The sequence below is a fragment of the Streptomyces ortus genome, from assembly GCF_026341275.1.
GTDB classification, from domain to species: Bacteria; Actinomycetota; Actinomycetes; order Streptomycetales; family Streptomycetaceae; genus Streptomyces; species Streptomyces ortus.
The window spans coordinates 7,250,733-7,271,603 of the sequence record NZ_JAIFZO010000002.1 but is presented as its reverse complement, the minus strand read 5'-3'; the positions used below and the strand labels follow the sequence as shown (position 1 = coordinate 7,271,603).

The 20,871-nt window shown below is 70.9% G+C and carries 21 protein-coding genes and 1 tRNA gene; 6 read left to right on the top strand and 16 right to left on the bottom strand.

Annotated elements, in window-relative coordinates:
- Window positions 1–270: 270 nt before the first annotated feature.
- Window positions 271–558: a hypothetical protein gene (locus K3769_RS34795; RefSeq protein WP_267030208.1), complete on the bottom strand. Its 288-nt coding sequence runs from the start codon at window positions 556–558 to the stop codon at window positions 271–273.
- 193 nt (window positions 559–751) lie between these two features.
- On the opposite strand from K3769_RS34795, the gene K3769_RS34790 reads away from it, so the two are divergent.
- Window positions 752–1,129 (top strand): tyrosine-type recombinase/integrase, encoded by a 378-nt coding sequence (locus tag K3769_RS34790; protein ID WP_267030207.1) that lies wholly within the window; start codon window positions 752–754, stop codon window positions 1,127–1,129.
- 99 nt (window positions 1,130–1,228) lie between these two features.
- Here K3769_RS34790 and K3769_RS34785 read toward each other — a convergent pair.
- Window positions 1,229–1,302: transfer RNA gene (locus tag K3769_RS34785), tRNA-Pro, on the bottom strand.
- 100 nt (window positions 1,303–1,402) lie between these two features.
- Here K3769_RS34785 and K3769_RS34780 point away from each other — a divergent pair.
- The 3 genes from K3769_RS34780 (at window position 1,403) to K3769_RS34770 (ending at window position 5,015) form a co-directional block, all read left to right on the top strand.
- On the top strand, window positions 1,403–1,951 hold the full coding sequence (locus tag K3769_RS34780) for a DUF309 domain-containing protein (protein ID WP_267030206.1): 549 nt from the start codon (window positions 1,403–1,405) through the stop codon (window positions 1,949–1,951).
- Window positions 1,952–1,965: 14 nt separating this feature from the next.
- Entirely contained in the window at window positions 1,966–2,802 is an 837-nt protein-coding gene (gene cobF / locus K3769_RS34775) for a precorrin-6A synthase (deacetylating) (protein WP_267030205.1), read from the top strand.
- Between the two features lie 65 nt (window positions 2,803–2,867).
- Window positions 2,868–5,015, top strand: a complete 2,148-nt coding sequence (locus tag K3769_RS34770) for an MDR family MFS transporter (RefSeq protein ID WP_267030204.1) — start codon at window positions 2,868–2,870, stop codon at window positions 5,013–5,015.
- A gap of 9 nt (window positions 5,016–5,024) precedes the next feature.
- Here K3769_RS34770 and K3769_RS34765 read toward each other — a convergent pair whose 3' ends face one another.
- From K3769_RS34765 to K3769_RS34750, 4 genes are all read right to left on the bottom strand, one after another.
- Window positions 5,025–6,473, bottom strand: coding sequence for an NF041680 family putative transposase (locus K3769_RS34765; RefSeq protein ID WP_282566186.1), 1,449 nt, complete (start codon window positions 6,471–6,473; stop codon window positions 5,025–5,027).
- 149 nt (window positions 6,474–6,622) lie between these two features.
- On the bottom strand, window positions 6,623–7,213 hold the full coding sequence (locus K3769_RS34760) for an SMI1/KNR4 family protein (RefSeq protein ID WP_267027046.1): 591 nt from the start codon (window positions 7,211–7,213) through the stop codon (window positions 6,623–6,625).
- Between the two features lie 109 nt (window positions 7,214–7,322).
- A complete protein-coding gene (locus K3769_RS34755; RefSeq protein ID WP_267030203.1) occupies window positions 7,323–9,230 on the bottom strand; it encodes a glycoside hydrolase family 15 protein in 1,908 nt (635 codons plus the stop codon).
- Window positions 9,231–9,338: 108 nt separating this feature from the next.
- Window positions 9,339–10,148: a sulfite exporter TauE/SafE family protein gene (locus K3769_RS34750; RefSeq protein ID WP_267030202.1), complete on the bottom strand. Its 810-nt coding sequence runs from the start codon at window positions 10,146–10,148 to the stop codon at window positions 9,339–9,341.
- A 234-nt stretch (window positions 10,149–10,382) separates the two neighbouring features.
- Between K3769_RS34750 and K3769_RS34745 the strand changes: the two genes are divergently transcribed.
- On the top strand, window positions 10,383–11,189 hold the full coding sequence (locus K3769_RS34745; RefSeq protein WP_267030201.1) for an alpha/beta hydrolase: 807 nt from the start codon (window positions 10,383–10,385) through the stop codon (window positions 11,187–11,189).
- A 59-nt stretch (window positions 11,190–11,248) separates the two neighbouring features.
- On the top strand, window positions 11,249–11,599 hold the full coding sequence (locus tag K3769_RS34740; RefSeq protein WP_267030200.1) for a DUF3140 domain-containing protein: 351 nt from the start codon (window positions 11,249–11,251) through the stop codon (window positions 11,597–11,599).
- A 71-nt stretch (window positions 11,600–11,670) separates the two neighbouring features.
- Here the strand turns inward: K3769_RS34740 and K3769_RS34735 are convergent, their stop codons facing one another.
- The 10 genes from K3769_RS34735 to K3769_RS34690 all read right to left on the bottom strand — a co-directional run bounded on the left by K3769_RS34735 (window position 11,671) and on the right by K3769_RS34690 (window position 20,866).
- Complete coding sequence (locus tag K3769_RS34735) at window positions 11,671–12,360, bottom strand: SDR family NAD(P)-dependent oxidoreductase (protein ID WP_267030199.1); 690 nt, start codon at window positions 12,358–12,360, stop codon at window positions 11,671–11,673.
- The gene (locus K3769_RS34730; RefSeq protein WP_267030198.1) at window positions 12,357–13,298 is read right to left on the bottom strand and encodes a cupin domain-containing protein; all 942 of its coding nucleotides are present in this window, start codon (window positions 13,296–13,298) and stop codon (window positions 12,357–12,359) included. Before K3769_RS34730 ends, K3769_RS34735 begins: the two co-directional genes overlap by 4 nt.
- Window positions 13,295–14,653, bottom strand: coding sequence for an amidohydrolase family protein (locus K3769_RS34725; protein WP_267030197.1), 1,359 nt, complete (start codon window positions 14,651–14,653; stop codon window positions 13,295–13,297). Before K3769_RS34725 ends, K3769_RS34730 begins: the two co-directional genes overlap by 4 nt.
- Window positions 14,654–14,682: 29 nt before the next feature.
- Complete coding sequence (locus tag K3769_RS34720; RefSeq protein ID WP_267030196.1) at window positions 14,683–15,663, bottom strand: alpha-ketoacid dehydrogenase subunit beta; 981 nt, start codon at window positions 15,661–15,663, stop codon at window positions 14,683–14,685.
- Window positions 15,651–16,658 (bottom strand): thiamine pyrophosphate-dependent dehydrogenase E1 component subunit alpha, encoded by a 1,008-nt coding sequence (locus tag K3769_RS34715; protein WP_267030195.1) that lies wholly within the window; start codon window positions 16,656–16,658, stop codon window positions 15,651–15,653. The genes K3769_RS34720 and K3769_RS34715 overlap by 13 nt, the downstream gene beginning before the upstream one ends.
- Window positions 16,655–17,995, bottom strand: a complete 1,341-nt coding sequence (locus K3769_RS34710) for a M24 family metallopeptidase (protein WP_267030194.1) — start codon at window positions 17,993–17,995, stop codon at window positions 16,655–16,657. The genes K3769_RS34715 and K3769_RS34710 overlap by 4 nt, the downstream gene beginning before the upstream one ends.
- Window positions 17,996–18,042: 47 nt before the next feature.
- Window positions 18,043–18,699 carry a helix-turn-helix domain-containing protein gene (locus K3769_RS34705; RefSeq protein ID WP_267030193.1) on the bottom strand — a complete coding sequence of 219 codons (657 nt, stop codon included), beginning with the start codon at window positions 18,697–18,699 and terminating at the stop codon, window positions 18,043–18,045.
- Window positions 18,700–18,831: 132 nt separating this feature from the next.
- Window positions 18,832–19,062 carry a hypothetical protein gene (locus tag K3769_RS34700; RefSeq protein ID WP_267030192.1) on the bottom strand — a complete coding sequence of 77 codons (231 nt, stop codon included), beginning with the start codon at window positions 19,060–19,062 and terminating at the stop codon, window positions 18,832–18,834.
- A complete protein-coding gene (locus K3769_RS34695; RefSeq protein WP_267030191.1) occupies window positions 19,059–20,633 on the bottom strand; it encodes an amidohydrolase in 1,575 nt (524 codons plus the stop codon). Before K3769_RS34695 ends, K3769_RS34700 begins: the two co-directional genes overlap by 4 nt.
- 8 nt (window positions 20,634–20,641) lie before the next feature.
- Entirely contained in the window at window positions 20,642–20,866 is a 225-nt protein-coding gene (locus K3769_RS34690; protein WP_267030190.1) for an MbtH family protein, read from the bottom strand.
- Between the last annotated feature and the right edge of the window lie 5 nt (window positions 20,867–20,871).

Sequence of the window (20,871 nt, the reverse complement as noted above, 5' to 3'; positions counted from 1 at the left end):
CGTCAACCCTGCGCCGCCGGCGCACAGCCCAGCCACCCCAGGGGCCGCCATTCGTCACGGTCTTGAAACGCCTCGTCACGTACAGCGCCCTCGACGTCGAGGAATGGCTGCGTCACCGACGTACCGTCCCGACCAAGGAATTCGATGGCCGAAAAGACCGACGTTCCAGTCGGTGTCCGACTCTCCACCGATATCGAACACCGCCCTGACCGCCCCACTCCGTATCGGGCCCGCGTCCGATGGACCGATCCGACCAGCAAGCGCCGCCAGTCACTGTCCGAGGGAAAGGACAACGAAGAAGAGGCCCAGGAATGGCTTCAGGCCATCATCGAGGCCGCAGAAGCCGGCCTGAGCCCCTCCCAGGCCACCATGAAGCTCGCCGAATACGGTGACGCGAACACGGACCTCGCCCTGCGCGGCCTCGAGTTGAAAACGCTGGACCCCTACCTGTCGGGATGGCGGATGCGCGTAGTCCCCGCCCTGGGCCACCTCGCAGTGCGGATGATCACCAACGGCGTCGTCGATCGCACCGTCCAGAACTGGATCGCCGACGAGCACAGCCGCTCCACGGTGAAGACCACCATCGCCGTCCTGGTCCGCGTCATGGAGCAGGCACTCCGCGACGGCATCATCAGGGTCAACCCCGCCCGGGTAACCGGCTGGCAGAAGCTCTGCAAACAGGCCGAGGACGAACTCCTGGACCCACGGGCGCTGGCCCTGCCCGGCCGGGAGACCTTAATTGTGCTGGCCGATGCGCTCGTTGCCGCTTCCCACGACCAGTACCGCGGCTGGAAGACGTGGTCATCTTCGCCGCGTGCACCGCCGCACGGATCGGCGAGGTCTCAGGCTGCGCGACGCCACACACTGGGACGACGTGGTCACCAAGCTCGGCTACGAACACCTGCGCCGGCACGACCTCCGGCACACCGGACTGACCTGGTTCGCCGACGCCGGAGTCCGGGTACACGTCCTCCGCAAGATCGACGGCCATGGCTCCCTGACCACCACCCAGCGATACCTGCACCCTGACGTACACAAGATCACGGCCGCCGGAGCGGCGCTCTCCGCACACCTCAGCGCGCTCCGCGCACCACGCTCACTGCCGAGCCCGATCGTCGTAACCCGCTGACGCCGGTCAAGGGCGCCGGTCCCCAACTGGTCCCCAAGAATGATCAAGGGCCGGTTTCGGATATCTCCGAAACCGGCCCTGACCTGCGACTGTCTCCAGTCGGGACGACAGGATTTGAACCTGCGACCCCTTGACCCCCAGTCAAGTGCGCTACCAAGCTGCGCCACGTCCCGATGCGCCTCGTCGCGGTGAACCGCGTGATCGCGCGAACAGAACCTTACCGCACACAGAGGGGTGCCTCGAAGACGGCGAGTGAGGAGGGACAATCGGTGCATGAGCAACACCTCTGGCGATTTCTCCGGCGACTCCTCCGGGGACACTTCCGGCGACCGGCGGGACCGGGACACCGAGGGCCGGGCGCGCAACGCCCGGCCCCGCGACGGACTCGGGCGGCCCCTGCCGTACGGGGCGGACGGCGTGGAGCGGCAGCCCGAGGGGGTGGTGCGCGCCCCCGAGGACACCGTCACCGAGGCCCAGGCGCTGCTGACGGCGGGGAAGCCGTTCCACGCGCACGAGGTCTTCGAGGACGCCTGGAAGTCGGGCCCCGAGGAGGAGCGCGCGTTGTGGCGAGGGCTCGCCCAGCTCGCCGTCGGGCTCACGCACGCGGCCCGGGGGAACGTGACGGGCGGGGCGCGGTTGCTGCGGCGGGGGGCGGGGGCTGTCGAGGAGTGGGGTGCGGGCTCCGGGAGCCCGCGTCCTCACGGGCTCGCCTTGGACGAACTCGCCACCTGGGCGCGTGAGTTGGCGGCTGTCGTGGAGCGGGACGAAGCCGCTGTGGACGCGTCGGCGTGGGCGCCGCGGTTGCGCGGCGGCGGTTCCTGAGCGTTGCATGGACCGTGCGAAAGATTCATGTCATCGGCATCGGTGCGGGCGACCCCGACCACCTGACCCTCCAGGCGGTCAAGGCGCTGCGCGGCACCGAGGTGTTCTTCCTCCTGGACAAGGGTGAGGCGACCTCGGACCTCGTGCGGCTGCGCCGTGACGTTCTCGGCGCGCACCTGCCCGAGGGGACGTACCGGACGGTCGAGGCGCTCGATCCCGAGCGCGACCGTCCGGCTCGGGGCGCGGATTACCGCCCCGCCGTCGGTGCCTGGCGCGGCGCCCGCGCCCGCGTCGTCGAGCGGCTGATCGCGGAGGAGCTGGGCGAGGACGGGACCGGCGCCTTCCTCGTCTGGGGCGACCCCGCCCTGTACGACAGCACGCTGGGTGTCCTGGAGGAGGTCCTGGAGCGGGGCGCCGTGGCCTTCGCGTACGACGTCGTGCCGGGCGTCAGCAGCGTCTCGTGCCTCGCCGCCCGGCACCGCACCGGTCTCAGCCGGGTGGCGCGGCCCGTGCAGATCACCACGGGCCGCCGGCTCGCGGAGGGCCTTCCCGAGGGTGTCGACGACGTGGTCGTGATGCTGGACGCCCACCAGACGTTCCAGCGGTACGCCGGCACCGGCGAGGAGATCGACATCTACTGGGGTGCCTATCTGGGCACCCCGGACGAGATCCTAGTCTCGGGTCCGCTGGCCGAGACGGCGCCCCGCATCGTGGAGGTTCGCGCACAAGCCCGGGAGCGCAAGGGCTGGATCATGGACACGTATCTGCTGCGCAGGCGGCCCCGGGACTCGGCCGAGCGGGACGCCCACGAGCGAGGCGCTCCCGGGCGAGGCGCGCCCGGGCCTGGCTGAACCAGGGCCCTCGCCCTCCCCCGTGGCAGCGGCCCGGCCCGCACCCCCATGCGGACGGGCCCCGCATGCACACCCCACCGGCCGGTGTGAAGCTGACCGGTGTGACGACCATCGACACCGCCGGACCCGCCGCCGGACCCCCCGCGGCCGAAGCGGCCGCCACGCAGCCGCCCGTGCTGGACAAGCGGCGCCGCAACGTCGTCTTCGTGACGATCATGCTCGGCATGCTGCTGGCCGCGCTGGACCAGACGATCGTGGGCACGGCCCTGCCCACGATCGTGTCGGACCTCGGCGGCGCGGAGCACATGTCGTGGGTGGTCACCAGCTATCTGCTCGCGGAGACCGTCGCCACGGTGCTCGTCGGCAAGTTCGGTGACCTGTTCGGCCGCAAGCTCGTTTTCCAGGCGTCGGCGATCATCTTCATCACCGGCTCGTTCCTGTGCGGCCTCTCCTCGAACATGCTCCTGCTGATCTCCTGGCGGGCCATGCAGGGCATCGGCGCGGGCGGTCTGATGGTCACCGCGATGGCCCTGATCGCGGACGTCATCCCGCTGCGGGAGCGCGGCAAGTACCAGGGGGCGATCGGCGCCGTGTTCGGTGTCGCCACCGTGATCGGGCCCCTGCTCGGCGGCCTCTTCACGGACCATCTGACCTGGCGCTGGGCGTTCTACGTCAACGTCCCCATCGCGATCCTCGTCGTGGTGGCCGCGGCCCGCACGATCCCGGTGGTGAAGTCGCCGTCCCGGCCGGTCATCGACTATCTGGGCATCGCCCTGGTGGCGATCGGGGCGAGCGCCCTGATCCTCGCGACCAGTTGGGGCGGTAACGAGTACGCCTGGGGCTCGCCCGTCGTCATCGGCCTCTTCGCGGGCGGTGTCCTCGCCCTGGCCGCCTTCTGCCTGGTGGAGACGCGCGCCGCCGAACCCATGCTGCCGATGCGCCTGTTCGGCAACCCCGTCTTCACGGTCTGCTCGATCCTCAGCTTCATCGTGGGCTTCGCGATGCTCGGCGCGATGACATTCCTGCCGACGTATCTCCAGTACGTGGACGGCGACTCGGCGACGGTCTCCGGTGTCCGTACGCTGCCCATGGTCGTCGGGCTGCTCATCGCGTCGGTCTTCAGCGGCAACGTGATCAGCAAGACCGGCCACTACCGGACCTTTCCCATCATCGGGTCGCTGGTGATGGGCGTCGGGCTCTACCTGCTCTCCCTGATGAACAGCGGCACCAGCACCTGGCTCTCCTCGCTCTACATGTTCGTGCTCGGCGCGGGGATCGGGCTGTGCATGCAGGTCCTCACCATCGCCGTGCAGAACACCGTCGAGTACACCGACCTGGGCACCGCGACGTCCGGCGTCACCTTCTTCCGTACGCTCGGCAGTTCCTTCGGTACCGCCGTCTTCGGCACGATCTACGCCAACACGCTGAAGCCGAACCTGGCGGACGGGGTCGCCGCGGCGGCCCGGGCCGGCGGGACCGATCCCGGGACGCTCACCAAGGCGGCGACCAGCCCGGAGAGACTGCACGAGCTGCCGTCGGCGACCGCCGCGCCTCTCGTCAGGGCGTACGCGGAGACGCTGCAGACCGTCTTCCTGTGGACCGTGCCCGTGGCGGCGCTCGGTTTCCTGGTCTCCCTCTTCCTCAAGCAGGTGCAGTTGCGCGACAGCGCGCGGATGGGGTCCACCGACCTGGGCGAGGGCTTCGCGACCCCGTCCGCGGCCGACAACCGGCAGCGGCTGGAAGCCACGGTCGGGAAGATCCTCGGCGACACCGGGCCCGAGACCCTGCGCCGGATCGTCGTCGGTTCGGACACCCGGCTGGACATCGCGGGGGCCTGGGCCGTGATGCAGGTCGAGCTGTTCACCCGGATGGTCGGTCACGCGGGCCTCTCCCTGATCGCCGCGCGCCGGCACCTGCCGCCCGAGGTCCTGGTGCCGGTCTTCCAGCGCATGGTCGACGAGGGGTACCTGACCCGGGAGGGCACGCTGTTCTCCCACACCGACGCCGGTTCCCGCGAGGCGCGTGTGATCGGCGAGGCGTGGGCCGGGTGGCTGGCCGACCGCGTCGAACAGGACCTCGGCCGGCCGTCGGGCGCGGAGCTCCGGGTCGCCGTCGACACGATCGCCAAGCGGCTGCTGGTCGAGGACCTGACCGACGGCGCGGCGCCGGATCCCCGACCGAAGGTGCCGGCCTCGGCGGAGAGCGACCGCTGAGCTTGTTCTTTATGGTCCGAGTCGGTTTCGTTCAGTGATGCTTGCTGATCGCTTCACGGTTTTGCCCACGTCGTAGTGGGCGGTGGGTCGCCGGTTCTTCGAGCCAGCTGGCCGTCCGGGACCGGGTGTTGAGGGTTTGGGCGCACGGGCCGGACAGAGCAGGTGCGGGCGGAGGTTCCTGAACCCCCGGCGAACTCGGGCCGGGGTGAGCCGGCCGGGCTCGGCCGGTTTCTCCCACGGCCGTCTCAGGTCGGTGGCCGCCTGGCGGAGGAGACGGAGCTGAGTGTGGGCCGCGATGACGATCCAGGTCCAGCGTTCGCCGGCCTCGGGGGTGCGGAGTTTCGGCCGGGTCCAGCCCAGGGTCTGCTTCATCAGTCGGAACGTGTGCTCCAGGTCGAAGCGCCTCAGGAACGTCTGCCAGCGGACATCGACGTCCTCGCCGCTCACGGCGGTGGCCGACGACCACAGCCAGAGGGGCAGCGGGTCCTGGCCCCCGGGCAGGCGGTCGACCTGGAGATGGATCAGCGTGCCTTCGATGACGGGGAGTTCGCCGGTGTGGTCGATCCACGCGGAGCGGGTGGTCAGGCGGGGGTGGATGTGGTCCCAGGCCATCGCGCGGGCAGTGCCGTACCGGTCGGTGACCTGCACGGTTGTCGCGTCGGGCTCGCCCCAGGTCTCCGGCTTGGCGAAGCGGAACTCCCCGCCGTGCTTGGGCGGGTGGCCGCCGCGGGGGTGGGCCAGGTAGTACTCCTCACGGGAGGGCGCCGGGCGGCGCATGACCCGGTCCGTGCGCATCCGCCCGAGGACCTCGACCGGGAGACCGCCGAGGAGGTGGGCCATGCGCGGGGCGTCGTAGCCCGCGTCGAAGACGATGAGGATGTCGCGGTCGCCGACGTGCCAGCGGCCCATCTCGATCAGGTCCGTGACCACCCGGCGGAGCTGGGCGGCGGTGACCTCGGCGACGTCGTCGGCGGGTCCGAGGCGGACGGCGTCCAGGAACTGGCACCAAGACGTCCGGCCCGATTCGAGGGCGGCGACGAAGGAGTACGGCCAGCCGGGGATGAATTGGTCCGAGGACCGGCCGCTGCGGCCGTAGACGTGGCAGAACAGACGATCCGCGCTGGTCGGGGCGTCGGGACGGAGCCAGTTGCTCACGTCGACGGCGAGGACAAGGCGCCCGTCGGCGGCCTGCGGCATGGGCAGGCCAGCCAGTACCTGCCGCAGCCGGGGCACGTCGATGGTCCCGTTGTTCAGCGCGTCGTACATCGCGCCGTGACCCCGCCGGTGCTCGGCCACCAGCGTCAGGTCCACCGGCGTTCTCACCGGTCCGTCCGCGCACAGCAACGCGTCGGTGAGGTCGAACAGTTCGTCCCCGCGTGCGGTCAGGCAGGCGAATAGATCGTCCCGGTAGCGTGACGCCACCAGGAACGGCTCTCCCTCTACATCTTGATGCAGCAAACCCACCCCGCGGCCTTCGCCTGTCCTGCGTCTCTGCGCCGGAGTTCAGCATCAAGCGACGGCCGCCGTGCTGTCGCGCAGTTCCGGTTTTGCGATCAAGTTCGAGGAAGCGTTCGAGCGGTCGAGTCCGCGACCTGGGTATAGAGGCGCTACTCGGCCCGCCACCAGCCCTGTCCGACGTGCCAGTCCCTCACCCAGTGCAGGAAATCGCCCCCCGGTTGATCGGACGGGCGGTCGGAATAGGGTGCGGCGCATCCGTCTCTGAGCCACCACACCCGGCCGCGTTGCGGCCCGGTCACCACCAGCGTCCAGTACTCACCGGGTCTGTCGCTGCCCAGCAGCACCGAGCCGTGCTGGTAGGTCTGGTGCAGCAGAGACGAGTGGCGGGTGTGGTCGTAGTAGTCGTACTCCCACTGCCACTCCTCCTCAAGAGGGAAGGGCTGGCCGGGCACGCGTACGGCGGCGCCATCGAACGGCTCCGGGCTCATCCAGCAGTCCGCTTCCCAGACGGCCCAGCTGTCCGGTTTCTCTCCCAGGGGCAGCAGACCACCTTCGTCAGGCGGACCATCGTCGGTACCGTTCGCGATCTCGGTCACGAAAGTGCGATACGGCTCCGGCAACACCACCCCGTGCCTTCGCTCCCACGCCCGAAGCTCGTCCCTGTCCAAAGGGCGGTGACGGACCTCTGCCGGAAAAGCTTCACGCAGGACGGCTATCGCACCCGAAATCGCATCTTCCACGCCCTACAGGTATCACCCGGCACTGACACTCTGGCCTCGGACCACTGCACGCAGCAGGTTAAAAGACAAGCTGAGAGCGTGTGTCAGATCCCCGGCCGGGCGCGGGTGCTCAGCCCAGGGCCCGGTCCAGGTTGAAGGCCGCGCTGATCAGGGCCAGGTGGGTGAAGGCCTGGGGGAAGTTGCCCTGTTGTTCGCCGGTGTGGCTGATCTCCTCGGCGTACAGGCCGAGGTGGTTGGCGTAGGTGAGCATCTTCTCGAAGGCGAGGCGGGCCTCGTCGAGCCGGCCGGCCCGGGTCAGCGCCTCCACGTACCAGAAGGAGCAGATCGAGAAGGTGCCCTCCTCGCCGCGCAGGCCGTCGGGGCTGACCTTCGGGTCGTAGCGGTAGACCAGCGAGTCGGAGACCAGGTCCTCGGTGAGCGCGTCGAGCGTGGAGAGCCATTTCGGGTCGGTCGGTGAGATGAACTTGGCCAGCGGCATCATCAGCACCGCGGCGTCCAGGACGTCGTCGTCCTCGTGCTGGACGAACGCCTTGCGCGTCGGTGACCAGCAGCGGTCCATGATCCGCCGGTAGATCGTGTCCCGGGCGCCGAGCCAGCGCGGCAGGTCGGCGGGCAGGCCCCGGCGGTTGGCCAGTCTGATCGCCCGCTCGATCGCGACCCAGCACATCAGCCGGGAGTAGAGGAAGTTCTTACGGCCGCCGCGGGTCTCCCAGACCCCCTCGTCGGGCTGGTCCCAGTGGTCGCAGACCCACTCGACCAACGCGCAGATGTCGTCCCACTGGTCGCTGGAGATCGGCTGGGCCCACTTGTCGTAGAGGTAGACCGAGTCGATGAGGGCGCCGTAGATGTCGAGCTGGAGCTGGTCGGCCGCCGCGTTGCCGATCCGGACGGGGGCGGAGCCCTGGTATCCCTCCAGGTGGCCGAGCTCCTGCTCGTGCAGGTCGGTGCGCCCGTCGATGCCGTACATGATCTGCAGCGGGCCCGCGGGGCGGCCGTCGCCGGGGCTGATGTGCCTGGCCGCGAACGCCATGAACGACTTGGCCTCGCTGGTGAACCCCAGCCGCAGGAGGGCGTACACGCAGAAGGCCGCGTCGCGCACCCACACGTACCGGTAGTCCCAGTTCCGTTCGCCGCCGATCTGCTCGGGCAGGCTGGTCGTCGCGGCGGCCACGATCGCGCCGGTCGGCGCGTAGGTGAGCAGTTTGAGGGTCAGCGCGGAGCGGTGCACCATCTCGCGCCACCGGCCGCGGTAGTGGGAGGCGGTCAGCCAGTTCCGCCAGAACGCCACGGTGGCGCCGAACAGGTCCTCCGCCTCGGCGCGCGGGCAGCAGCGGGGCTGTATGTCGCCGCTGACCTGGTCGAGGGCGAACACCGCCGACTCGCCCTCGTGGAGTTTGAAGTCCGCCGTCGCGTCGAGCCCGTCGCACTGGAGGGGTTCGGTGGAGGTCAGGGCGAGCGAGAGGTTCTTGGACTCGAAGACCACCATGCCGTCGTGGATGCGGGCGGTGTGCGGCTGCGCCGCGTAGTCGAAACGGGGTGCCACGCGCGCGTGGAAGGGGACCGAGCCGCGGACGCACAGCACGCGCCGGATCAGCCGGTGCCGGTCCGCCTCCGTCCCGTGCGCGTCGCCGTGCCCGTCACCACGGCCGTCGCCATGTCCCTCACCATGTCCGTCACCGTCGCCGTCGCCGTCGCCGACTACCGGCATGAAGTCCTGGATCTCGCCGACGCCGTCCTCCGTGAAGAAGCGGGTGAGCAGGACATTGGTGTCCGGGAAGTAGAACTGCTTGGTCCTGGCGGGGACGGCGGCGGCCAGTTCGAAGGAGCCGCCCCGGTCCGCGTCGAGGATCGAGGCGAAGACGCTGGGGGCGTCGAAGGAGGGGCAGCAGTACCAGTCGATGGTGCCGTTGATGCCCACCAGGGCGACGCTGCGCAGATCGCCGATGAGGCCGTGATCGGCGATCGGGAGGTAGTGGCCGGATGTCGGTGGGTCCTGCTGCGCGGATGCCTCGGACATTGCCTCAGGGTAGACGCTCCACCGGGGGGATTGTCGGTTTTCTACGGGTCCCCTGCGGCTGGTTCCTACGGGTCCGCCACGGCTGGTCGCGCCCGCGCCGGGCGCTGTTCAGCGCAGGAGCAGTTGCAGGCCGCCCAGGACCGTGGCCGCGATCACCAGGCGTTCGAACAGGCGCTGGTTGATGCGGTCCACCGCCCAGGTGCCGATCAGGGCGCCCGGGAGGACGAACGCCACCAGGGCCGCGTCCAGGAGCAGGGAGTGGCCGTCGATCAGGCCGAGGCCGACACTGAAGGGGACCTTGGAGACGTTGACGATCAGGAAGAAGAAGGCGGAGGTGCCCAGGAAGCCGAGCTTGCGGAAGCCGGCGGAGAGGAGATACATCGACATCACGGGGCCGCCCGCGTTGGCGACCATCGTGGTGAAGCCGCCCAGCACTCCGTAGGAGCGGGCCTTGATCCGGCCGGTCCGGGTGGCCACGGAGTCGGGCCGCTCGTCCGTGTCCGCGGCCCGCCCCTCCCCGGCCCCGGTTCCGGCCTCGGCCCTGCGGCGGCGCCACACGGTGACCCCGGCCATGAACAGCAGGATCGCGCCGATCGACGTACGCACCATCGCGTCGTCGGCCCGGACCAGGAACACCGTGCCGACGACCACGCCCGCCGCGACGGCCGGGAACAGCTTCCACAGGGTCGGCCAGTGCGCGTGCCGCCGGTAGGTGAGCACGGCGAGCACGTCCCCGACGATCAGGATGGGCAGCAGCACCCCCGTGGACGCCCTGGCCGGCAGGACCGCCGCGAAGATCGCGAGGCTGACGGTGTTGGCCCCGCTGACGGCGGTCTTGGAGAAGCCGACGAGCAGAGCCGCGGCGGCGAGGGCGGCGAACTCCCAGCCAGTGATGTGCCAGAGCGTCATCGTGTTCATGCGGGGACCGATGCTATGCCCATCTATCCGGCGCCGTCAGGGGCGTCTCGACAGGTGACCCCCGACAGGTGATCACTGCCACCGCCACCGGCCGCGCGCTCTGGACCGTCTCCCCGCCCCCTGGAAGGATCGCCTCCGATCGCTCTCGGTCGCCCACGTCACCCACGTCACCCACGATCGTCCGTGCCTGTCCCTGATCGCCCCCGCACCTTCGCCGACGCCGATGGAGGACCCATGGCCGACTCCCGCGAGCACGCCCTCACGGGCACCCGGAGCAGCATCACGGCACGCGAGTGGCCACGGCAACGGCCGAGGTACGTGGCGCTGCTGGTCCACGGATACGGCGAGCACATCGGCCGTTACGAGTACGTCGCCGACGTACTGCACGGACATGGCGCGGCGGTCTTCGGCCCCGACCACCTGGGGCACGGCACCTCCGGCGGCGAGCGGGTGCTGATCGAGGACTTCGAGGACGTGGTGAGCGACGTCCACGCCGTGGAGCTGCTGGCCCGGGAGGCGTATCCGGGCGTGCCGGTGGTGCTGATCGGCCACTCGATGGGCGGCCTCATCGCGGCGCGGTACGCCCAGCGGTACGGGGACGGGCTGGCCGCCCTCGTTCTGTCGGGGCCGGTGATCGGGAGCTGGGAGCCGCTCCAGCAACTGCTCGCGCTCGATCCGCTGCCCGAGGTCCCCATCGATCCGACGGCGCTCTCCCGCGATCCGGCGGTCGGACGGGCGTACGCGGCGGATCCCCTCGTCTGGCACGGGCCGTTCAAGCGGCCCACACTGGAGGCCTTCGTCCACGCGCTGGACACCATCTCCAAGAGCGGTGACGTGGGAACTCTCCCGCTGCTGTGGCTGCACGGGGACGACGACCGGATCGTGCCGCCGCGCGCCAGCCGGGCCGGTGTCGAGGAGCTGCGGGGCGCGGAGTGGGAGGAGCGCCTGTACCCGGGCGCTCAGCACGAGGTGTTCAACGAGACGGTCAAGGACGCGGTGCTGGCCGATGTGACACGTTTCGTGGACGGCGTCCTCGCGTGAAACCGCTCCTGCCGGGCAGGCAGGCAGCACACGAGAACTGCGAACGAAAGGGGCACCCGATGGCCGACGCCCTCGAACTGGACGCGCTGTGGGCCGAGTTCCACCGCGTGGTGAACATGACCTCGCAGGAGCTGGCCGCCTGGCTGCGGGTGAACGACGCGTCCGAGGAGGCCGTGGCGCCGCCCGAGCACGCGGGTGCCCCGACCGGCGAGGCCGTGCTGGCCATCCTCCAGAAACGGCGGATCGACCTCACCGAGGACGACCTCGACGTGATGTACGAGGTCGTGGACGCCGTCACCGCGGAGACCGGCTCCGAGCGCGGGGCGCAGTCGGCGTCCGAGGCCGAGGAGACCCGTCGCCGCCACCGGCTGATGACCCTCGGCCACGACCCGAGCAGGCCGCAGGGGTGAGCGTTGCGGCCGGCGCGTTCCCGCAACCCGCAGACCGGGCCGGCCCCTCAGCCCCTCAGCCCCTCAGCCCCTCAGCTCAGGGTCCATCCGCCGTCCACCGGGAGGTCGACGCCGTTGACCGCGGGGTTGCGGAGCAGGAAGTCCACCGCGTCCACGACGTCCCGCATGCGCGCGAGCCGTCCCGTGGGCGTCTGCGCACGGTAGTCCTCCAGCACGTCGGCGGGCCGGTCCGCCCAGAACGGGCTGTCGCCGACGATGCCCGGGTGGACGGCGTTGACCCGGATCGGGGCGAGTTCCCCGGCGAGGGCGCGTACGAGACCCGTGACGCCCGCGTTCACCGTCGCGACCGTCGTGGCGCCGGGGTAGGGCCGTTCCTTGGCCTGTCCGCCGAAGACCACCACGGCGCTCTCCTCGGTCATCCGCGGCAACAGCGTGTGGACGACCTCGGTGTAGCCGACGAGTTTGAGGGTCACCAGGTGCAGCGCGGCCTCGATGTCGTACTCGGTGACGGTGTTGCGGTCGCGTGAGATGGCGGCAAGCACCAGATGGCCGACGCGCTCGACACCGGCCAGCGCAGGCCCGATCTCGCGCGGCCTGGAGAGGTCCAGGGCGATCCCGTGCGCGCCGATCTCCTTGGCCACCGTGTCGGCCCGGTGGGCGTCGCGTCCGGTGAGGACGACCTCGTCACCGCGTTCCGCGCGGGCGCGGGCGATCGCGAGACCGATTCCGGCCGTCCCACCGACGACCACGACATCACTCACGGCTCCTCCTCCAATACGTTCCGGTCCATTACGTCCCAGTCGAGTACGTCCCGGTCCAGTACGTCCCGCAGGTGGTCCCAGTCGCGCGCGAACCGGTAGGAGTGGCGCGACGGCGGCTGCGGTGCCTGCGTCTCCAGCCACCGCACCGGCCCCGTACCGACGTTGCTGAAACCGTGGACGCAACCGGCGCCCGCCCAGGCCGCGTCGCCCACCCCCAGCCGGTACCGCTCGCCGTCGAAGGTGGCGTCGACCGCGCCCTCGACGATCAGGTACGTCTCCTCGAAGGGGTGGTCGTGCGCGCCCGCGACGCCGTCGGCCGCGTACTGGACCATGAACATCGTCGAGGCGACGGCGCCCAGGTCCGCGTCCACCATCGTCTTCACGGTGATCCCGCTGTAGACGAGCAGCGCGGTCCGCATGCTGGCCGATACGGCCAGGAGGTCCTGGGACTGCTTTCCCGGGTCCATCTGTGCGGGCTCGAAGTGGCCGAAGGAGCGGGTGCGCGGATCGCGTACGTCGATCCGTACCGGCTCACGGACGGCAAGGGCGGGCACCGCCTGGGTGTCGTGCCCGTAGCGGGCTCTGGGCACCGGCGCGAGCATGTCCGCCCAGCGCGCGACGGTGTCCCCGCCGCCGCGCCAGGCGTGCGGGACACCCGTGGGCAGCAGCCCGTAGTCACCTTCTTCGAGGAGGTACGAGCCCTCGGACGTATCGAGGATCACGGTCCCCGAGAGCAGGTGGAAGGACTCCTCGTACGAGTGGACGTGGGCCCCGATCGCGCCGTCCGGCGTCAGTTCGCACACTCCGAAGCCCGTGTGTACGGAGCCGTCCTCCTCGCCGACGATCGTGCGTCGGGTGGATCCCACTGCGGAGTACGGCAGTTGAGGCTGGGCAGCGAAGGTGGCGTCCGCCGCCCGCCGGATCACGTGGTGGGTCATGTCCGCTGCTTCCCCCGTGCACCGGCCGCGGCGACGAGGCGGTCGCGGGACTCCTCGACCAGGCGCCGCGCCCGTCCGGCGTCGGCGAGGAGCCTGCCGTCCCGCTTGTGGACGACGCCGTCGACGATGACGGTCTCCACGTTGGAGACGTCCGCGCTCAGTGTCACGGCGGCCACCGGGTCGATGAGCGGCGCGACGTTGAGTGCCGTCGCGTCGATCGCCACGACGTCGGCGCGCTTGCCCGGGGTCAGCGAGCCGGTCCGGTCCTCGATGCCGGCGACGTGCGCGCCGTTGACGGTCGCCATCTCCAGCATCTGACGTGCCGTCAGCATAGTGTTGGGGACGGGGCTGTCGGCCTCCCAGCACGCGGCGTTCACGCGGGCCCGCTCGGCGCCGAAGGCCGCGCGGATCTGGGTGAACATGTCGCCGGGCACGGTGGTGACGACGTCGATGGACAGGGAGGGCCGCAGACCGTACTCGATCGCCTTCGTCACGGGCGGCCAGCCGTGCCCCATCTGGGTCTCCACCTGCGGGGCGACGGAGATCGTGCCGCCGCTGTCGGCGACCATCCGCCACTCCTCCTCGCTGAAGTAGCAGCAGTGCACATAGGTGGTGTCGGGGCCGAGCAGACCGAGGCCGTGGAGTTGTTCGACCATGCCGAAGCGGCCGGCGAGCCGTCCCATGCCGGCGTGCACGGTGAGCGGGATGCCCAGTTCGCGGGCGAGGCGCCATTCGGCCTCGACGACGTCGTTGATGCAGAAGCCGGGGCCGCGGGTGGCGAGGCCCATCGTCAACAGGCCCTCGTCGGAGGGGAAATGCCGCTCGCGCACCCGGCGTACGTCGTCGGCCGGTATCGCGATCTTGCTCTCGTACCAGTAGTCGGCGAGCGAGGTGTTGGCGCTGCCGTACGCGTACTGGGCGCGGATGCCGGTCTCGGTGAGGGCCTGCACCGCCGCGTCGGGGTGTTCGGGGGTGTTGTTGATGTGGGACCAGTCGACGAGGGTCGTGATTCCGGCGTTCAGGCACTCCAGCGAGCCCGCCAGGTTGCCCGCGTACACGTCCTCGGGGCGGTAGACGGGCGCGTAGGTGTCCAGGACCTCGACGAAGTAGTCGTCGAGCGTGGCGTCGGGCGCGCAGCCGCGGATGGACGCTTCCCAGGTGTGCCGGTGGGTGTCGACGAAGCCGGGCAGGACGATGCGGCCCGTCATGTCGAGCACGTCCGCGTCCGCGCCGATGTCGTGTCCGACCGCGGCGATCTTCCCGTCCTCGATCAGGACGTCGGCGCCGGGCAGATCCCCGATGGCGGGGTCCATCGAGAGCACGTGGCCCGAGCGCAGCAGCATTCGGTTGGTCATGGCCCTACTCGCCTCTCTCCATGCCGGGTTCAGTACGCGGTGAGGTCGCGGACCTTCGCCACGACCTTGTCGACGCTCGGGATGACCTCCGCTTCGAGCACGTCGGCGAACGGCAGCGGCACGCACGCGGCGGCGACCCTGCGCACGGGTGCGTCGAGGAGGCCGAAGCCCTCGTCGGCGACGATCGACACGAGCGTGCCGCCCCAGCCGCCCTGGTAGGGGTTCTCCTCGACGGTCACGAGCCGGGAGGTCTTGGCGAGGGAGCCGAGGACGGTCATCGCGTCGAGCGGCACGAGGCAGCGCAGGTCGATGACTTCCGCGTCGATGCCCTCCTCGGCCAGTCGCTCCGCGGCGGTGAGCGCGAGCGGCACCATCGAGGCGAGGGCCACGAGCGTGACGTCGTCGCCCTCGCGCACGACGGCCGCGTGCCCCAGTTCGACCACGTGGTCCGGCGGCGCGGGCGGCCCCTTGGTGGCGAACAGTCCCTTGTGTTCGAAGAACACCACCGGGTCGTCGCTGCGAATGGCGGCGGCCATCATGCCGGTCACGTCGGCGGGCGTGGCCGGAGCCGCGATCTTCAGTCCGGGGACGGTCAGCGCCCAGTTCTCGGTGGCCTGGGAGTGCTGCGCGCCGAAGCCGAGGCCGCCGCCGTTGGCGGTACGCACCACCAGCGGCACGGTCACCTGACCGCCCGTCATGTAGCGGACCTTGGGGATCTCGTTGGCGAGGTAGTCCCAGCAGCAGGCCAGAAAGTCCGAGAACATGATCTCCGCGACGGGCCGCATCCCGGTCATCGCGGCCCCCATCGCCGCCCCGACGATGGCCTGTTCGGAGATCGGCGTGTCCCACACCCGCCCGGGGCCGAACTCCTCGTGCAGTCCGGCCGTCGTCCTGAACACCCCGCCCGCCGCGCCGATGTCCTCCCCCAGGCACACCACCGCCGGGTCGCGCCGCATCTCCCGCGCGATGCCCTCGGCGACGGCCTGCCGGTAGGTGATCACGTCCGCCATCGCGCACCTCCGTCGGCCCATACGTCGGTCAGCGCCTCCCGGGGGTCGGGCGCGGGCGCTTTCTTCGCGGCCTCGACCGCCGCCTGTACGACGGCTTCGGCGCGCGCGTCCGCCGCGGTGACCGTCTCGGCCGGTACCCCGAGTCCGGCGAGCCGGCCGCGTGCCACGTCGAGCGGGTCGTGCTTGAGCCAGCGCTCCACCTCTTCGGCCGGGCGGTAGGTCGCGGGGTCCGCGCGGCTGTGGCCGTAGTGCCGGTAGGTCCGCGCCTCCAGAAGGCCGGGCCCGTCCCCCGCCCGGGCCCGGCCCGCCAGCCGGGCGACCGCCTCCCGTACGGCGACCACGTCGTTGCCGTCGACGGTCTCGCCGGGGATGCCGTAGGCGGGCGCCCGGTCGGCCGCGGGGTTGGCCACGGCGGTGACGTCGGCGATCGGGGTGTATTCCATGTAGAGGTTGTTCTCGCAGACGAACAGCACGGGCAGCTTCCATACGGCGGCCAGGTTGAGCGCCTCGTGGAAGGCGCCGATGTTGGTGGCGCCGTCACCGAAGAAGGCCACGGCGATCTGCCGGGTCCCCCGCAGCCGGGCCGACCAGGCGGCGCCGACCGCCATGGGGAGATGGGCGCCGACGATCGCGTACGAGCCGAGCATGTTGCCCGAGGCCTTGGTGAGGTGCATCGAGCCGCCCTTGGCCCCGCACAGGCCGCTCGCACGGCTCATCAGTTCGGCGAGGCATTCCTCGGGGGTCGCGCCGCGGGCCAGGGCGTGGTGGTGGCCGCGGTAGGTGGCGAACACGTAGTCGTCGTCGCGCAGGGCGGCGCCCGCGCCGACCGCGACGGCCTCGTGCCCGGCGGCGAGGTGGGTGGTGCCCTTGACGAGGCCGGACAGGAACAGGTCGTGGGCGGCCTTCTCCGTGCGCCGGATGACGGCCATCTCCTCGTAGAGGGCGAGGAGTTCGGCGGTTTCCCGACCGTCCGGCGTCCGCGTGGCGCCCGTCATCGCCCGCCCCTGCCCTCGCGGGTGTTCAGATGGGACTGGGACTCGCGGCGGGTGTTCAGCTCGCCGCCGACGGTCCAGTACTTGCGGCCCGCGACGAGCAGTTCCTCGGCCGGGAACTTGGTGATCACCTCGCACCCGTCGGCGGTGACGACGACCTCTTCCTCGATACGGGCCGCCGACCAGCCGTCCGCCGCCGGCCAGTACGTCTCCAGCGCGAACACCATGCCCTCTTCGAGGAGTTCGGGGTGGTCGAGCGAGACCAGCCGGCTGAAGATGGGCTTCTCCCAGATCGACAGGCCCACCCCGTGCCCGTACTGCAGGGCGAACGCGGCGGTCTCGTCGGGGAAGCCGAACTCCTCGGCGCGCGGCCAGACCTCGACGATGTCGGCGGTGGTGGCGCCCGGCCGGACCAGTGCGATCGCCTCGTCCATGTAGGCGCGGCAGCGGACGTACGCGTCGCGCTGCGCGGGTGAGGCGCTGCCGACGGCGAACGTGCGGTAGTAGCAGGTGCGGTAGCCGAGGTGGCTGTGCAGGATGTCGAAGAAGGCGGGATCGCCGGGGCGGATCAGCCGGTCGCTGTAGACGTGCGGGTGCGGTGAACAGCGTTCCCCGGAAATCGCGTTGACGCCTTCGACGTACTCGCTGCCCAGGTCGTAGAGGACTTTGGACACGAGTCCCACGCATTCGTTCTCGCGCACGCCCGGCCGTAGATGGGCGTACAGCTCCTCGTACGCGGCGTCGACCATCGAGCAGGCCTGGGTGAGCAGGGAGATCTCGTCGGGTGTCTTGACCCTGCGGGCCTCCAGGAAGACCTGTTGGCCGTCCACGACGTCGATGCCCTGCTCCTTGAGCGCGTGCAGGACGGGCATCTCGGCGAGGTCCACACCCAACGGCTCGTCCGCCAGCCCGTGTTCGCGTAGTTCGGCGGCCACCTTCGCCGCGACGTCGGCGCCGATTCCGGCGTCCGGGTGGAAGGCGCCACGCAGGGTGGAGATGCCCGCGCGGGCGCCGCTGGGCGGATCGCCCTCCTTCCCGCCGCCGTGGTCGAGCCAGGGGTTGTACAGCTGGTGGTGGCGGGCGGCGGAGCCGAAGTCCCAGACGACGGGTTCGCCGCCGCGGACGAGGAGGGCGAAGCGGATCAGCTTGTCCATCGCCCAGGTACCGATGTGGGTGGCCGACATATAGCGGATGTTGGCGAAGTCGAAGCACAGCAGGGCGCCCAACTCGCTGCGGTTCAGTGCCGTGTGGAGCCGCCGCAGGCGTTCCGTGCGGAGCCGGTCGAGGTCGATGCGCTGTTCCCAGTCGACGGCGTTCGGTCCGTAGGTGCGGATTGCCATGACGACCACCACCCTCATCCGGAGTGAACGACCGTCCGGGGAAAGTGTCAAGGCATACTGAACACGAACCAGACACCCACGGCAGGTTCGTCGCCGTCGTTGCGATAGCGGTGCGGGGTCGTCGACTCGAAGCTGACCGCGTCGCCGGGCCGGATCACGTACTCGTCGAAGCCGAGGGTGAGGACCAGCTCGCCGGCGGTCAGGTAGCCGTACTCGGTCCCGGCATGGCGCATCGGAGCGCCCGTGCCGGAGGAGGCTCCGCCGGGGCGGTAGGTCACGAGCAGGAAGTCGACGTCCACGCCGGGAAGCCGGCCGAGGCGTTCCCACACGACGCCCGAGTCCAGCTCAAGGACTTCGCGTTCACCACCGCTGACCAGGGGTCCGATCCTGCGGCGGGGGTCGGCGGCGAAGGCGGCGAGCGCGTGCAGGGCGGTGCCTTCGCCGGTGGGCGCGCCCACCGGGGCGGGGGTGGGCGTCGGGGCCGGCTCGTCCTCGGCGTCGAAGAGCGACTCGACCGGGATGGCGAGCGCGGTGGTGATCGCGTACAGGGTGCTCACCGAGGGCTGGGTCTTGCCGGTCTCGATCTGCGAGACGAGGCTCGCCGACACCCCGATCTCCCGGGCCAGCGCCCGCAGGCTCATACCTCGCGCCGTACGCGCCCGACGGATGCGGGCGCCGACCGGCGGCACCACGACAGGGGACACGGGCGACTCCTCTCGCAGCGGCGACTCGCGCGGGGCCGTTCACCTCCATTGAACAGTACGGCGTCCGCCCACGCGGCCGGGTTCCCCGACGATGCCTGCCGCACGGCGGGGCGGCACGGAGCGGGTGACGGCTCACGCGCAAGGGCGTCCCGGGTACTCGTCGCCCTCCGGTACGCCCGCCTCGCGCATCCTGCGCAGGACCTCGCCCCGTGTCGGCCCGTCGTCGATGTCCACCGGGCAGTTGGTGTCCCGGTCGAAGACGAGGACGTCCCCAGCGGTGTCCCGGAGCACCCACCTGCGTGGGAAGGCGGACATCCGCCACAGTTGGGCGTACGTCTCCACGCCGTCGGCGCTCGTGCTCATGGTGCGCCTCCTTCGGTCTCCCGGCCGTCGACGTAGGTCGCGACCACGTCGATGTCACCGATGCGCGAGACGTCGACGCTCGTGGGGTCGTCGCCGAGGACGACCAGATCCGCGCTCCTGCCCGGCGTGAGGCTGCCCGCGCGGTCCTCCCAGTGGCAGGCGAAGGCGCCGGCCACGGTGTGGGCGCGCAGCGCCTCCTCGACGGTGATGCCCTCGTCCGGGCCGATGACCTGCCCCGACGCGGAGGCCCGCTCGACCATGAACTGGACCGCCCTGAGCGGCGATCCGTCCGCCACGGGCCGGTCCGAACTGCCGACCAGCGTGATGCCGTGGTCGAGAAAGCCCCGTCCCCGGTACAGCCAGGGTGCCCGCTCCCCGCCCATGACGGCCGCGTAGTCGTCGCCGAAGTACCGCAGGAAGTTCGGCTGCACCACGGCTGTCACACCCAGCCGCGCGAAACGGTCCAGCTGGTCGGGGCGGACGAGGCCCGCGTGCTCTATGCGGTGCCGGGCATCCGGCCGCGGACGCAGGCGCTGCGCCCGTTCCAGCGCGTCGAGGGCCACGTCGGCCGCCCGGTCGCCGATGGCGTGGACGGCCAGCTGCCAGCCCGCGAGATGTCCGTCGACGATCGTGTCCGCGAGCGACTCGGGGTCGTCCTGCAACTGGCCCGCGTGGTCGAGTCCTTCGTAGGGGCTGCTGAGGGCGGCGGTACGGGCCATCATGCCGCCGTCGGTGTAGACCTTCAGCGCGCCCACGGAGAGCCGGTCGCCGCCGAACCCGGTGCGCAGCCCGAGGTCGAGGGCGCGGGGAATGCCGTCGTCGCGGTGCGCGGTGACGGGCCGCAGCCGGTCTGCGGACACCATGAGCTGTACGCGCAGGGGCAGTTGGCCCTGCTCCGCCGCCAGTTGGTAGGCGCCCAGCTCGACGGGGCTGTGCCCGAACAGCGCGCCGCCGATGCCCGCCTCGGCGCAGCCGGTGATGCCCTCGGCCAGGCAGCCACGCGCCGCGTGACCGATGGCGTCGGCCAACTCCCGCTGCGAGTAGGGCAGTCGCAGGGCGCGCGCGGCTCCCATGGCCCCTTCGGCGAGAAAGCCGTCCCCGTCGGCGAGTTCGGCGGGCAGCAGGTCCAGGACGGCCGTGTTGACCATGCAGCCGTGTCCGGAGTCGTGCATCAGGAACACCTTGCGCCCCGCGCTGACCCCGTCCAGTTCGGCGGCGGTCAGATGGCGGCCGAGGCCCCGCTGGTCGTACCCGGCGAGGTCCGTCCAGCCCCCTTCCGGTGTGCGGGCCGCCGCCTCGGCCACCGCGGCCAGTACGTCCTCGACCGACCGGCACGGGGCGATGCTCGGCGTGCCCGCCTTGAGGCCGGCCCAGGCCAGATGGACATGGCTGTCGATGAAGCCGGGCAGCACGGTGGCGCCCTGGAGGTCGACCACCCGACGGGCGGGCAGGGCGGCCACCTCCTCGTCCAGGCCCACGATCCGGCCCCGCCAGATGCCCAGTTCACGGGCGACGGGGCGGTCCGGGTCCATGGTCAGGACGCGGGCGTTGGTGAGTCGCGTGGAGAGCATCGGCGGGCTCAGCCGGCCTGATCCGCCGCCGTCCGCTCCACGAGGCTCTTGGGACGCATGTCCGTCCAGTTGGCCTCGATGTGGTCCAGGCACTCCTGGCGGCCGGCGGGACCGTGCGCGACGGTCCAGCCGGCCGGCACGTCCACGAAGTCGGGCCACAGGCTGTACTGGCCCTCGTCGTTGACGAGCACGGAGTAGGTGCCTTCGGGGTTCTCGAACGGGTTGGTGCTCATGGGAT